The organism is Tepidimonas sp., assembly GCF_046292505.1.
Lineage (GTDB): Bacteria > Pseudomonadota > Gammaproteobacteria > Burkholderiales > Burkholderiaceae_C > Tepidimonas.
In genome coordinates this window covers 1-13,330 of sequence record NZ_JBKBQX010000036.1, presented here as the reverse complement: position 1 = coordinate 13,330, position 13,330 = coordinate 1, and the positions used below count along the sequence as shown (strand labels likewise).

The 13,330-nt window shown below is 71.4% G+C and carries 12 protein-coding genes and 1 pseudogene; 9 read left to right on the top strand and 4 right to left on the bottom strand.

Annotated elements, in window-relative coordinates; genetic code table 11:
- From ACK4TH_RS10685 to ACK4TH_RS10670, 4 genes are all read left to right on the top strand, one after another.
- The coding region (locus ACK4TH_RS10685) for a non-canonical purine NTP pyrophosphatase (protein ID WP_409626208.1) at positions 1-401 on the top strand (401 nt) is incomplete at its 5' end.
- On the top strand, positions 386-1,630 hold the full coding sequence (gene hemW, locus ACK4TH_RS10680) for a radical SAM family heme chaperone HemW (protein WP_409626205.1): 1,245 nt from the start codon (positions 386-388) through the stop codon (positions 1,628-1,630). The genes ACK4TH_RS10685 and hemW, both read left to right, overlap by 16 nt.
- Positions 1,631-1,687: 57 nt before the next feature.
- A complete protein-coding gene (locus ACK4TH_RS10675; protein WP_409626202.1) occupies positions 1,688-2,383 on the top strand; it encodes an HPP family protein in 696 nt (231 codons plus the stop codon).
- Positions 2,384-2,505: 122 nt separating this feature from the next.
- Positions 2,506-5,052, top strand: a complete 2,547-nt coding sequence (locus ACK4TH_RS10670) for a DUF349 domain-containing protein (protein ID WP_409626199.1) — start codon at positions 2,506-2,508, stop codon at positions 5,050-5,052.
- Between the two features lie 13 nt (positions 5,053-5,065).
- On the opposite strand, the gene ACK4TH_RS10665 is transcribed toward ACK4TH_RS10670, so the two are convergent.
- The 4 genes from ACK4TH_RS10665 to ACK4TH_RS10650 all read right to left on the bottom strand — a co-directional run bounded on the left by ACK4TH_RS10665 (position 5,066) and on the right by ACK4TH_RS10650 (position 8,069).
- Positions 5,066-5,923, bottom strand: coding sequence for a zinc-dependent peptidase (locus ACK4TH_RS10665; RefSeq protein ID WP_409626197.1), 858 nt, complete (start codon positions 5,921-5,923; stop codon positions 5,066-5,068).
- Positions 5,924-5,985: 62 nt separating this feature from the next.
- Positions 5,986-6,804 carry a UDP-2,3-diacylglucosamine diphosphatase gene (locus ACK4TH_RS10660; protein ID WP_409626194.1) on the bottom strand — a complete coding sequence of 273 codons (819 nt, stop codon included), beginning with the start codon at positions 6,802-6,804 and terminating at the stop codon, positions 5,986-5,988.
- A gap of 33 nt (positions 6,805-6,837) precedes the next feature.
- Positions 6,838-7,347 (bottom strand): peptidylprolyl isomerase, encoded by a 510-nt coding sequence (locus ACK4TH_RS10655; RefSeq protein WP_409626191.1) that lies wholly within the window; start codon positions 7,345-7,347, stop codon positions 6,838-6,840.
- 200 nt (positions 7,348-7,547) lie between these two features.
- Complete coding sequence (locus tag ACK4TH_RS10650) at positions 7,548-8,069, bottom strand: tetratricopeptide repeat protein (protein WP_409626188.1); 522 nt, start codon at positions 8,067-8,069, stop codon at positions 7,548-7,550.
- 143 nt (positions 8,070-8,212) lie between these two features.
- Between ACK4TH_RS10650 and cysS the strand changes: the two genes are divergently transcribed.
- From cysS to ACK4TH_RS10625, 5 genes and pseudogenes are all read left to right on the top strand, one after another.
- A complete protein-coding gene (cysS, locus tag ACK4TH_RS10645) occupies positions 8,213-9,589 on the top strand; it encodes a cysteine--tRNA ligase (RefSeq protein ID WP_409626186.1) in 1,377 nt (458 codons plus the stop codon).
- 32 nt (positions 9,590-9,621) lie between these two features.
- Positions 9,622-10,272, top strand: coding sequence for a DNA-3-methyladenine glycosylase family protein (locus ACK4TH_RS10640; protein ID WP_409626211.1), 651 nt, complete (start codon positions 9,622-9,624; stop codon positions 10,270-10,272).
- Between the two features lie 73 nt (positions 10,273-10,345).
- On the top strand, positions 10,346-11,323 hold the full coding sequence (locus ACK4TH_RS10635; protein ID WP_409626183.1) for an acetyl-CoA carboxylase carboxyltransferase subunit alpha: 978 nt from the start codon (positions 10,346-10,348) through the stop codon (positions 11,321-11,323).
- A 40-nt stretch (positions 11,324-11,363) separates the two neighbouring features.
- Positions 11,364-12,365 carry a tRNA lysidine(34) synthetase TilS gene (gene tilS / locus ACK4TH_RS10630; protein ID WP_409626180.1) on the top strand — a complete coding sequence of 334 codons (1,002 nt, stop codon included), beginning with the start codon at positions 11,364-11,366 and terminating at the stop codon, positions 12,363-12,365.
- A gap of 83 nt (positions 12,366-12,448) precedes the next feature.
- Positions 12,449-13,192, top strand: a pseudogene (locus ACK4TH_RS10625) (aspartate kinase); the annotation flags it as partial.
- Between the last annotated feature and the right edge of the window lie 138 nt (positions 13,193-13,330).

Sequence of the window (13,330 nt, the reverse complement as noted above, 5' to 3'; positions counted from 1 at the left end):
GGCTGTGCGTGGCCGCCTTTGGCGGCCGGCCGGGGGTGGACACGGCCCACTACTGCACGCAGTTCGGCTACCCCAAGAGCGATGCCAACAATGTGCGCGCCTTGCTCGAGCAGATGCGCGACATCGACGACCGCCGCGCGGCGATGGTCAGCACCCTCGTGGCGGTGCGCCACCCCGGGGACCCCGAGCCGCTGGTGGCCAGCGGCCGCGTCGAGGGGCTGATCGCGCGCGAGCCGGTCGGCGATGGCGGCTTCGGCTTCGACCCGGTGATGTTCATCCCCGCCTTCGGCTGCACCTTCGCCCAATTGCCTACCGAGGTCAAGAACGCCCACAGCCACCGTGGCCGCGCGGCGCGTGCCATGCTGGCCCTCATGCAGGAGCGCGGATGGCCGGCGGGCTGAGCGCACACGGCGCGACCGGTGCCGCCGAGGCCGCCGTACTTTGGCAGCGCCCGGGCCAGATCCGGCTGCACGGCCTGCCGCCGCTCGCGCTCTATGTGCACCTGCCGTGGTGCCTCAAAAAGTGCCCATACTGCGACTTCAACTCGCACGAATGGGGGGCGGCGAGCGGTCAGGCGGGGCCGCTGCCCCAGCAGGACTATGTGCGTGCCCTGCTGGCCGACGTGGAAGCCAGCTTGCCGCTCGTCTGGGGGCGGCCGGTGGGCAGCGTTTTCATCGGCGGGGGCACGCCCAGCCTGTTCGACCCGGATGTGATCGGGCGGCTGTTGTCGGACTTGCGTGCCCGCCTGCCGCTGGAGCCAGGCGCCGAGATCACGCTGGAGGCCAACCCCGGCACCTTCGAGCGCGAGCGCTTTGCCGCCTTTCGCGACGCGGGCGTGACGCGGCTGAGCATCGGCGTGCAGAGTTTCGACGACCGCTTCTTGCGCGCGCTGGGCCGGGTGCATGATGCTGCCCAAGCCCACGCTGCGGTGGACGAGGCGGCGCGGCATTTCGACACCTTCAATCTGGACCTGATGTATGCGCTGCCCGGCCAAACACTCGCCGATCTGCAGCGGGACCTGGACGCGGCGCTGGCTCACCAGCCCCCCCATCTGTCCGTCTATCACCTGACCATCGAGCCCAACACCTGGTTCGCCAAGCATCCGCCGGCCGTGCCGGACGACGACACGGCCTACGCCATGCTCGACCGCATTGCCGAGCGCACGGCCGCTGCCGGGTTGGCGCGTTACGAGGTCTCGGCCTACGCCCGCGCGGGCCACCGCTGCCGGCACAACCTGAACTATTGGCAATTTGGCGACTATCTGGGCATTGGGGCGGGTGCGCACGGCAAGCTGAGTTTTGCCCAGCGCATCGTGCGCCAGGTGCGCTGGCGCGACCCGGCGCGCTATGTGCAGCAGGCGCTGGCGGGCACACCCGTGGCGCAGGAGCACGAGGTGGCGGCCCGCGATCTGCCCTTCGAATTCATGCTCAATGCCTTGCGCCTGCGCGACGGATTTGCGCTGCGGACCTTCAGTGAACGCACGGGCTTGCCGATGAATGCGGTATCGGCGACCATCGAGCGCGCGCAGGCGCGCGGTTGGCTCGCCGTGGGGGACGACGGCTGGCTGGCGCCGACCGCGCGTGGCTTCGACTGGTTGAGCGATCTGCAGGCGCTGTTCTTACCCGATTGAGGCTGGGGCTGCGCTGCGCCGGGGCGCCGGTCTGCGGATCCGGACAGGAGGGTGTGCATGCTGGCCATCTACGGCACTTCGGGCCTGATGTATCGCGGCCCGATCGAGGACCTGCGGCGGGTGTTGCCTTCGTTGCGCGCGGGGCACATCCGCGCCCTGGCGGTGGAGATCGACCGGCCGGATTTCGCGGACAGCGGCTTTCATGTCGCGGGCCGCCGCTCGGGCGACGAGCCCGCGGCCGACACCCCGCTGCCGCGGCCTGCGGCCGCCGCCGTCCAGGCCTACGGCGAGGTGCAGCGCCCCCCGACCGTCCGCCACCCGCTGGAGCGGGTGCAGGACGTCATGTCCCGCGAGGCGGTTACGGTTACCGAGACGATGACCGTGGCCGATGGCTGGCGACGCCTGGCCGAGCGCGGCCTGGGGCAGGCGCCGGTGCTGGATGCGCAGGGGCGGCTGGTCGGCCTGCTCACCCGGGCCGAGTTGCTGCACATCGATCGGTTGCCTCGTCCGGAGGACAGCACCTTGGTCTGGCGTGCCTTTTTGGCGTTGCCCTTGTCCGACATCATGGTCACCCCCATCCCCGCCGTCACCCCGGACACCCTGCTGCGCCGGCTGGCGCTGGCCCTGCTGGACACCGGTTTGCCGGGCCTGCCGGTCGTGGACAGTGGGGGGGCGCTGATGGGTTTCGTGTCCCGCAGCGACCTGCTCAAGGCGGTCGTGCACGATCCGCCGCTGGATCTGTGGGCCGGGTAGGTGACAATAACCGTTTGGCGGCGGCCTGCATGGCCGCCGGATTCGATCACCCGACTTCCCCGAGCGGCCACCCCGCGCCCCGCACCGTGAACGCGTCCGAAACCCCTTCCGCGAAAGTCTCTTTGACCGAACTCGACCAGCGCACCCGCGGCGCCTTCACGGCGCCGACCTCGGGCGAGCGTGCCGCCCGCCTGCGCGACTGGCTGGCCACTGACCCGCCGGCCGACGACGTGGCCGAGGTCTACCGCGAGCTGGCCACGCGCGACAAGGGGGCCGCCAAACTGGTCAAGGAGCGGCTGGACGAGCTGCGCCGCGCCCGCGCCCAGGATGCCCTGGCCGCCGAATGGGCCGCCCGGGCCGAGGCGCTGTTGGGCGCTCCCCGGCTGAATCTGGCCGACGCCATGGCCTGGCAGCGCGATGCCGCCAAGGCCGGGGCCCCGCTGTCGCGCGAGCCGCTGGCCGGCCTGCGCCAACGCCTGACCGAGCGCATGAAAGCCATCGAAGACCTGCAAACCCGCGTGCAGGTCGAGCGCGAGGCCGCCGGCCTGCTGGTGCAGCGCATCGACCTGCTGTCCACCAAGCCGCGCGCCGAGGCGCAGGCGGCACGCGACGGCTTGGCGCAGGACGTCAACGACTGGCGCGAGCGTCAGCAAGGGCTGACCTCGGCCGTGGGCTGGGCCGATCTCGATCCGCGCTACCCCAACCAGCTCGACGCCGCACGTCAGCAGCTCGACGCCGTCTGGCAGGCCTTCGAAGCGGCGCTCGCCCAGGCGGTGGCCGCGGCCGAGGATCCCCAGGCGCCCCTGCCCGGGGTGCCCGTGTGGGCCGACGAAATCCGCGCCCAGCGCGGCGAGCCGCTGGCCGCCGAGGCCGAGTCGGCCGCCCCCGTGCCCAAGGCCGTGCAGGCGCTGGCCCAGGCCGCGCTCCTGCCGGCGATCGAGGCGCTGGAGCGCGAGCTGGCCGCCGGCCACACCAAAGCCATGAGCCGCTACGCCGGCGAGCTGCGCCATGCGCACAAGGTGCACGGTCGCCACGCAGGGCCGGAGCTCGACGCCCGGGCGCTCGCGGCGTTGGCCAAGGCCAAGGAGTTGGAGGACTGGCAGCGCTGGCGTGCCGATCAGTTGCGCGAAGGGCTGCTGGCCCAGGCCATCGCCTTGACCCAAGGCCCCGAGGCGGAGCGGCCCACGGGCCGCAAGTTGCAGGAGGCCATCCGGCAATTGCGCGAGCAGTGGAAGCAGACCGACCAGGGCGGCACCTCCAACCACGCGCTGTGGAAGCGCTTTGACGAGGCGTGCAACCAAGCCTATCAGGCGGTCGAAGCCTGGCGGCGCGAACTTAAGGCCCACAACGAGGCGGCGCGGCAATCCCGTCTGGCCCTCATCGACGAAGTGCAAGCCTGGACCGCCGCCCACGCCGCCAGCGAGGACTGGAAGGCCCAGTTGCGTGACCTGCACGCCTTTGCCGAGCGCTGGCGCCAGGGGGGGCACGTCAGCGAAAAGATCTTCGCCGAGCTGCAGCCGCTGTGGAAGGCCGCGATCGCCGCCGCCCACGAACGGCTGGAGGCCGCGCAGGCCGACAGCACCGCGCGCCGTCAGGCCCTAATCGCCGAGGCCCAGGCCCTGGCGGCCGAGCCGCGTCTGCGGCTGGATGCCGTCAAAGACCTGCAACAGCGCTGGCAGCTCGAGGCGCACCGCGTGCCCCTGGATCGCCGCAAGGAGCAAAAGCTGTGGGAGGCGTTCCGCCAACCCATCGACGAGGCCTTCGCGCGCAAGAGCGCCGAGCGGGAGAAGACCCAGGCCCTCACCAGCCGGCTCGATGCCGCCGTGTTGGAGGCCGCGCGGGCCCTGGAAGCCGCCTGTGCGGCCGATGACGCTCAGCAGATTCGCGCAGCGATGGCCGCCCTGCGGACCGCGGCGCAGGGGGATGGCGTCGGCGCGACGGCCGATGAGACCCCGCCGGCCCCCGACCCAGCCGCGACACCGGCCGACACCCCGACCGACGCAGCGGCCGACGCCTCCCGCGATGCGCCCGGCCCGGCAGCCCCGCGTCCTGTCATCGCCCGGCGGGGCGACGACCGGCCCGGGGCGACGCCGGCCAGCGCCGCGGCAGTGGCCCGCTCGGTGCCCGCCAAAACGATCCCGCGTGCCCGCCCGGAGCGGCCTGCCCGCCCGGAGCGGCCTGCCCGCCCGGAGGGGCCGACCCGTCCGCGGCTGGGCGATGCGGCCTTCCGCGCCCAGCGGCAGGCCCTGGAGCGTGCCGAGGCCAAGTTGCGCCAGCTGGCCGCGCGTGCCCACGGCGAAGCCCTGACCGAGCTGCTGGCCGCATGGTCGGTGCGTGATGCGACGCGCATCCCGCCTGCGCAGCAACTGGGCGGCCGTCAGGCCGCGGCGGCCCGTGCCGCGTGGGTGCAGGCGCTGGGGCGGCCCGCCGCCCCAGCCGGCGAAGCCGCCGAGCCTCTGCTGCGGCTGGAGATTGCGGCCGATGTGCCTACGCCGGCCGACCAAGTCGATGCCCGGCGTCAGTTGCAGCTTCGGCTGCTCACGCGCCGGCACGAGCCCGGGCCGGCCGACACCTGGGCGCAGGATGTCGCCCGGGTGCTGGCCACGGCCCACGACGGCAGCCACGAGCGGCGGCTGCAGGCGGTGCTGAAGGTGCTGCTGCGGCGTTGATGACCGCAGTCGCTCACCGGGTGTCGCCCGGTGCCGTCGGCCGGGCGAAAAACGCGTCCAACAGCGCGAACAGATCGGCGTGGGCCTCGGCCAGCCGTTCGCGGTCCACGCAGTACGCCTCGCACGCCACGGCGAAAAACTCCGCCAGGGATTCGGCGCCGTAGGCGTCCAGCCAGGGCGGCGGGGCGCCAAACCGCTCGTGCAGCGCCACCCGTTGCCGGTGCGTGGCGTGCGCTTCGGTTAGCACGGTGTGCCAGTGCTGCCGTGCCGCCGCCGCCGACAGGCCCAGAAAGCCCGCGGGCAGCAGCGGGCAGCCGTCGGCCGGCTGGCCCAGCGGCTTGCCGTGCAGGTCGATGGCGTGGGCAAACTCGTGGATCACCAGGTTGTGGCCGACGCCCGTCGCGCCGGGTGCCGAGCCCAACACGCGCGGCCATGCCAGAACGATCGGGCCGCCCTGCATGGCTTCGCCGGCCAGCGCTTCGTCGTATTCGTGCACGACGCCCGCCTCGTCGCGTGTGCGCCGCGGTGCAACCACCTCGTCCGGATGCAGCACGATCCCCACGAAGTCGTCGTACCACGCCAGCGCGGCCAGTCCCCGGTGCCGCAAGGGCAGACAAGCCTGTGCCGCGACCAGCAGCGCCATGCGGTCGTCCACGACCAGCCCGTGAGCGCCGCTGAATTCCTTGCGCGTCAGAAAGGCCGCGCACAGGTCGCGCAATCGGGCCTGTTCGCCGGCATCCAGGACGTGCAGGCAAGGCAAATCGGCCACGACGCGCGCCCACAGCCGGTCGGGGATGGCGCGACCGTCGCCCCGGCGCGCCTGCCAGCGGCGCCGCCAGTGTGTCAGCCAGACCGCCAGCCAGCGCTTCATCGTCCGTAACCAGCGGGGCCCGCCCGGGGGCGGCTGAGACTGCGAAAACGACGGTGGGGCGGTCATGCCGGAGTGGCGCGGGGCAAGGAACGCACCTGCCAGCCCCCGTGGCGGTCCAAGCAGAGTGCTTGCAAGCGCGGCGGCTGGGCCGCGGCATCCCAGTCGCTCAGCACCAGGCGAAGGGCTGTGGTGCCCAGGCGGTGCGTCCCCGGCCGGTGCGTGTGGCCATGGATCAGGCCCGTCGCCCCAACGGCGGCGACCGCTTGCTCGGCCGCGTCGTCATCCACGTCGGCCGGCGCCACCCCAGCCTCGCGCTGCGCCGTTTGGTGCTGTTGGCTGCGCTGGCGCAGGGCGCGCGCCTGTGCCAGCCGGTCGGCCAACGGTCGCGCCAGAAAAGCCGTTTGCCAGGCCGCCCCACGCACCTGCGCGCGAAACCCTTGATAGTCCCGGTCGGCCACGCACCAGGCATCGCCGTGGCTGAGCAGCCACCGGTGCGCACCGAAGGCGAGCACGGCCGGATCGGCCAGCAGGCGCACCCCGCCGGCGGCAGCAAAGCCCTCGCCGAGCAAAAAGTCGCGGTTGCCATGCATCACATACACCGGGCGTCGGCGGGCGAGCGTCGCCAGCGCCGCAACGGCGCGCTGCATGAACGCGATTTCGGGGTCGGCCGCCGGGTCCGCCGTCAAAACATCGTCGCCGACCCAGACCTCGAACAGGTCGCCGAGGATGCACAGGGCGTCGAAGGGCGCCGCCGCCAGATAGGCGTGCCACGCGGCGGCGGTTTCTGGATCCTGTGCGTGCAGGTGTATGTCCGAGACGCAATCGACGCGCTGCCATGACGGCGGCGCGTCGATGCGGTCGAGCAGGGCCGGGCCGCTCATGCGCTCATGGGGCGGGGCCGGGCGCGGCGGGCGTCAGGGGGTGACGACGACCGCCTTGGTGATGACCACGTCCTGCACGGGCACGTCGTCGTGAAAGCCGCGGCGACCGGTGGCCACCTTGCGGATGGCGTCCACCACCTCGGTCCCTTTGACGACGCGGCCGAACACCGCGTAGCCCCAGCCTTGCAGCGTGGGGGCGGTGTGGTTCAGAAAGCCGTTGTCCGCCACGTTGATGAAAAACTGCGCGGTGGCCGAGTGCGGCGCCTGCGTGCGCGCCATGGCGATGGTGTAGCGGTCGTTCTTCAGGCCGTTGGCGGCCTCGTTTTCGATCGGGGCGCGCGTGGGCTTTTGCTTCATGCCGGGCTCGAATCCACCCCCCTGGATCATGAAGCCGTCGATGACGCGGTGAAAGATCGTGCCGTCGTAGTGGCCGTCGCGCACATACGCCAGAAAGTTCTCGACCGACTTGGGCGCCTTGGCGGCATCGAGTTCGAGGGTGATGACGCCATGGCCGGCGATGTGGAGTTCGACTTGGGGATTCACGGAACGGGCTCCAGTGGGGGCGGGTCGGGGACCTGCGGCAGAGGGGGAAACGGACGTTTGGGAAGGCTGGGACGACTGGGCATGGGCGGCGGACCAGCCCAGCAGGGCGCCGCCCGCCAGCAGGCCGAGCGCCGCCCGGCGATGCGCGAAGAAGGTTTGGATCGTCATGGCGAATGATAGGCGAAGGCGGTGCCCGGGGTTCAACGCGCAGCGTCGGCCCCCAGCAGCTCGCGCAGCGCCCGCGACCGCTCGCCCAGGCCGGGGGTGTCGGGCTGCAGGGTGAGAGCGCGCTGCCAATGGCCCAGGGCCAAACGGGCATACACGTCGCCCAGATTGCGGTGGGCGGTGGCGTAGTCGGGGTTGAAGCGCAGGGCCGACTCGAGTGCGGCGCGCGCCTCGGGCAGGCGCCCCTGGGCGGCGTGCAGCACGGCCAGGTTGTTGTAGGGCTCGGGCAGTTCCGGGTAGGCCTGGGTCAGGCTTTCGTAGACCTGGCGCGCGCCATCCGCATCCCCCTGATTGGCCAGCACCACACCCAGCAGCAGACGCGCCTGCGGGTCGGTGGGGCGCTCCTGCAGCCATTGCTCGAGCCGTTGCCGCGCCAGCGCCAGCTCGCCGGTGGCGATCAGGCGCTGGGCGTCGGCGTAAGGAGCCGTCGGGGACGCAGTCTGCGCCGCAGCGGCCGCCGGCAAACCGCACAGCAGTGCCGCGCCCAAGGTCAACATCGTCGACATCGGGCCAAGCCGGCGCGCGCGCAGGCGACGCATCACGGGGCGAAGGGGGTGAAACAGTTCGGGCATCGGTGCACAATACGCGCCTTTCGGCTGATTGTAGCCCGGGGGGTTGCACCCCTCGGGCGGGTATCGTCATGACCCTGCGCATCTACAACTCGCTCACCCGCCGGCTCGATCCGCTGCAGCCGCTCGAGCCTGGCCACGTCCGCATGTACGTCTGTGGCATGACCGTGTACGACCTGTGCCACCTGGGCCATGCGCGCTCGATGGTGGCGTTCGACGTGGTGCAGCGCTGGCTCAAAGCCAGCGGGCTGCGGGTGACCTATGTGCGCAACATCACCGACATCGACGACAAGATCATCGCCCGTGCCCTGAAGAACGGCGAGACCATCCGCAGCCTGACCGACCGCATGGTCGAGGCGCTGCACGCCGATGCCGATGCGCTTGGCATCGAGCGGCCCGACTTCGAGCCGCGCGCCACCGAGTTCGTGCCGCAGATGCTGAATCTGATTGGCCGCCTGGAGGCCAAGGGTCTGGCCTACCGCAGCGACAACGGCGACGTCAATTACGCGGTGCGGGCCTTTGCGGGGTACGGCAAGCTCTCGGGCAAGAGCCTGGACGAGCTGCGCGCGGGCGAGCGCGTTGCCGTCGGCGACGGCAAGCGCGATCCGCTCGACTTCGTGCTGTGGAAAGCGGCCAAGCCCGAGGAGCCGGACGAGGCCAAGTGGGACAGCCCCTACGGCGTCGGTCGCCCGGGGTGGCACATCGAGTGCTCGGCCATGAGCTGCGAGATGCTGGGTGAGAGTTTCGATATCCACGGCGGCGGCGCGGATCTGCAGTTCCCGCATCACGAGAACGAAATCGCCCAGAGCGAGGGGGCGACGGGCCAGCCGCTGGCGCGCATCTGGATGCACAACGGCTTCGTGCGCGTGGACAACGAAAAGATGTCCAAGAGCCTGGGCAACTTCTTCACCATCAGGCAGGTGCTGGAGAAGTTCGACGCCGAGACGGTGCGCTTTTTCATCGTGCGGGCGCACTACCGCAGCCCGCTCAACTACAGCGACCAGCACCTGGAAGACGCGCGCGCGGCGCTCAAGCGGCTCTACACCACCCTCGACGCGGTGCCACCTCAGCCCGTTGCGGCCATCGACTGGGCCGAGCCGCACGCGGCGCACTTCAAGGCCGCGATGGACGAGGACTTTGGCACCCCGGAGGCGATCGCGGTGCTGTTCGAGCTGGCGGCGGAGGTCAACCGCACGCGCGATGCGCGCCTGAGCGGTCTGCTGCGCGCGCTTGGCGGCACCCTGGGTCTGCTGCAGCAGGACCCCCAGGCGTTTTTGCGCGCCGGCGCCGGGCTGGACGAAGTCGCCATCGCCGCGCGCATCGCCGAGCGGGCCGCGGCGAAGGCGGCGCGCGACTTCGCCACGGCCGATCGCATCCGTGCCGAGCTGGCCGCGCAGGGCGTCGTGCTCAAGGACGGTCCCGGCGGCACCACCTGGGAGCGCGCGTGAGCGCAGCCCGCCGCGCGCCCGTCGGCGTCTGTGTGCCGCCCGCGGCGCTGCCGGCCGGCGGCGGCTTCGTGCCGGCGTTCTGGGCCACGGCCTGTGACCATCTGGCCGGGCGCGATCGCGTCATGGCGCGGCTGATCCCGCAGTTTCCGGGCGCCTGCCTGCAGTCGCGCGGGGACGCCTTCACGACACTGGCGCGCAGCGTGGTGGGGCAGCAGATCTCCGTCAAGGCTGCGCAGGCTGTCTGGGACCGGCTGGAAGCCTGTCTGGGCGGCTGCTCGGCCGCGACCGTGTTGGCCCGCGCGCCCGAGGACCTGCGCGCCGCGGGCCTGAGCGCGCGCAAGGTGGAGTACCTGTTCGACTTGGCGCGGCATTTCGACGATGGCCGCATCGATCCGGCTGCCTGGCACGGAATGGACGACGAAGCCATCATCCGCGACCTGACGGCGATTCGCGGCATCGGTCGATGGACGGCCGAGATGTTTTTGATTTTTCACCTGATGCGCCCGGACGTGCTGCCCCTGGACGACGTCGGGCTGCTGCGCGGCATCAGCCAATGCTATTTTTCTGGCGAGCCGGTCAGCCGCAGCGACGCACGTGAGGTCGCCGCCGCCTGGGCGCCGTACCGCAGCGTGGCGACTTGGTATATTTGGCGCTCGCTGGATCCCGTCCCGGTGGCGTACTGAACCCCGCCGGGCGGGCGCGTGTGCCGCGCGCCCATCGGCGACACGAGGGCCCGAGCGCCCGTGGAGTGACAACTTGGCCAAACGCAACTTTCTGGATTTCGAGCAGCCGATCGCGGAACTCGAAGCCAAGATCGAAGAGCTGCGCTATGTGCAGACCGAGTCCGCGGTCGACATCTCCGAGGAGATCGACCGCCTGAGCAAAAAGAGCCTGCAGCTCACCAAGGACATCTACAGCAAGCTCACGCCGTGGCAGGTCACCAAGATCGCGCGCCACAGCGACCGGCCCTACACCCTGGACTATGTGCGGGCCTTCTTCACCCACTGGACCGAGCTGCACGGCGACCGGCACTTCGCCGACGACCCCAGCATCGTCGGCGGGCTGGCGCGCTTCAACGGCCAGCCGTGCGTCGTCATCGGTCACCAAAAGGGACGCGACACCAAGGAGCGCGCGCTGCGCAACTTCGGCATGACCAAGCCGGAGGGCTACCGCAAGGCGCTGCGTTTGATGAAGTTGGCCGAGAAGTTCCGCCTGCCGGTGTTCACCTTCGTGGACACGCCGGGCGCCTACCCCGGCATCGACGCCGAGGAGCGCAACCAGTCCGAGGCGATCGGGCGCAACATCTTCGAGATGGCCCAGTTGGAGGTGCCCATCATCAGCACCATCATCGGCGAGGGCGGCTCCGGCGGCGCGCTGGCCATCGCCGTGGCCGACCAGGTGCTGATGCTGCAGTATGCGGTGTACTCGGTCATCAGCCCGGAGGGCTGCGCCTCGATCCTGTGGAAGACCGCCGACAAGGCGCCGGAGGCCGCCGAGGCGCTGGGCATCACCGCGCACCGGCTCAAGGCCCTGGGGTTGGTCGACAAGATCGTCAGCGAGCCGGTGGGCGGCGCGCACCGCGACCCGCAGCAGATGGCCGCGCTGCTCAAGCGGGCGCTGGCCGAATCGCTGCGGCAGGTGGTGGATCTGGAGCCGGCCGAGCTGATCGAGCGCCGCCATGCCCGCCTCAATGCCTACGGGCGCTTCAACGACACCAAGACCAGCCGCGGCTGAGCCCGATCCGCGCGCCGCGGGCCCCACGGCCGATCCCGCCGTGCTGGCCGCGCTCGATGCGTGGTGGCGCCGCCACGGCGCCGCGCTGCCGTCCGGGGCGGGGCTGGGGGTGGCCTTCAGCGGGGGGGCGGATTCCACATCGCTGCTGCTGGCCGCGGCGGTGCGCTGGCCAGGGCGGGTGCACGCCCTGCATGTGCACCACGGCTTGCAGGCGGCGGCGGATGCCTTCGAAGCGCATGCCGCGGCCACGGCGGCCCGCTGGGGCGTGGCGTTTGTCGCCTCGCGCGTCGATGCCCGGCCCGCCCCGGGGGACAGCCCCGAAGACGCCGCGCGCCGTGCCCGGTATCGGGCGCTGGCCGATGCCGCCCGCGCGCGGGGCTTGGCCGCCGTGCTGCTGGGGCACCATGCGCAGGACCAGGCGGAAACCCTGCTGCTGGCCCTGACGCGCGGTGCGGGGCTGCCAGGGTTGGCTGGTATGCCCGAACTGCGCCGCATCCATGGGGTGTGGTTTGGCCGGCCGTTGTTGGCGCTGGACGGCGACGCGCTGCGGCACTGGCTGCACGGTCAGGGCATCGCCTGGGTCAGCGACCCGACCAACGCCGATCCCGCCTACACCCGCAACCGCATCCGGCTGCAAGTCATTCCCGCGCTGGCGCAGGCGTTCCCGGCCTATGCCTCGACACTGGCGCGCAGCGCGCGCCACGCCGCCTCGGCCCAGCGTCTGCTGGACGAGTTGGCGGCCGACGATCTGGCGCGACTGGGCGATCCGCCTGCGCTGGCCGGCCTACGCGCTTTGTCTCCGGAGCGCGCCATCAATGCGTTGCGCCAGTGGCTGCGCCAGCGCCACCGCACCAGCGGGACCGACGCCCAATGGCAGGAAGTGGCCCGGCAGATCGCCGCGGCACGCACGCGCGGCCATGGCATCCGGTTGCGGGTGGGTGCCGGCTACCTGTTGCGCGCCGGTCCGGTGCTGGACTACCAGGCCGATGCTGCGGCCCCGGCGGGGGAGGGCGCGGGGCAGACCGTGCCTCGCCCCCTATAATCACAGAGTTTGCCCGGGGGTAACCCTGGGCCCCCCGCCGGCCCCCGTGCGGTGCAGCCGGCCGTCATACCCGCAAAATCTCCATGGCACTGATCGTTCACAAGTACGGCGGCACCAGCATGGGCTCGACCGAGCGCATCCGCAACGTCGCCAAGCGCGTCGCCAAATGGGTGCGCGCCGGCCACCAGATGGTCGTCGTGCCCAGCGCGATGAGCGGCGAGACCAACCGCCTGCTCGGCCTGGCCAAGGAAGTCGCCCCCGCCAAGCCCAGCGACGCCTACTACCGCGAGCTGGACCAACTGGCAGCGACCGGCGAGCAGGTGTCCGTCGGGCTGCTGTCCATCGCGCTGCAGGCCGAGGGGATCGAGGCCATCTCCTACTGCGGCTGGCAGGTGCCCATCCGCACCAACAGCGCCTACACCAAGGCCCGCATTGAATCCATCGACGATCAGCGCATCCGCGCCGACCTCGACGCCGGGCGCGTGGTCATCATCACCGGCTTTCAAGGCGTGGACGCCGGTGGCAACATCACCACGCTGGGGCGTGGCGGTTCGGACACCTCCGCGGTCGCCGTCGCCGCCGCGATCAAGGCAGACGAGTGCCTGATCTACACCGACGTGGATGGCGTGTACACCACCGATCCGCGCGTCGTGCCCGAAGCCCGGCGCATGGAGCGCATCAGCTTCGAGGAAATGCTGGAAATGGCCAGCATGGGCAGCAAGGTGCTGCAAATCCGCTCGGTGGAGTTCGCGGGCAAGTACCGGGTGCCCATCCGTGTGCTGTCCAGCTTCACCCCCTGGGACATCGACATCCACGAGGAGGCCCGCGTCGTCGAAGATCGTGATGCCGTCGGTCTGGATGGTGAGCGAGCCCGGCAGGCAGCCGCCACGAGCGCAACCCGCCGCTGGCCCGCAACCGCGCCGCCTAGAATGGCTGGGTGAACGCGCTGCCGTCCCTTGCCCCAT

Excerpts from the sequence above, each read along its gene's own strand:
- hemW (WP_409626205.1), top strand. The coding sequence starts at position 386 with ATGGCCGGCGGGCTGAGCGCACACGGCGCGACCGGTGCCGCCGAGGCC.
- ACK4TH_RS10675 (WP_409626202.1), top strand. The coding sequence starts at position 1,688 with ATGCTGGCCATCTACGGCACTTCGGGCCTGATGTATCGCGGCCCGATC.
- ACK4TH_RS10665 (WP_409626197.1), bottom strand. The coding sequence starts at position 5,923 with ATGAAGCGCTGGCTGGCGGTCTGGCTGACACACTGGCGGCGCCGCTGG.
- ACK4TH_RS10660 (WP_409626194.1), bottom strand. The coding sequence starts at position 6,804 with ATGAGCGGCCCGGCCCTGCTCGACCGCATCGACGCGCCGCCGTCATGG.
- ACK4TH_RS10650 (WP_409626188.1), bottom strand. The coding sequence starts at position 8,069 with ATGTTGACCTTGGGCGCGGCACTGCTGTGCGGTTTGCCGGCGGCCGCT.
- cysS (WP_409626186.1), top strand. The coding sequence starts at position 8,213 with ATGACCCTGCGCATCTACAACTCGCTCACCCGCCGGCTCGATCCGCTG.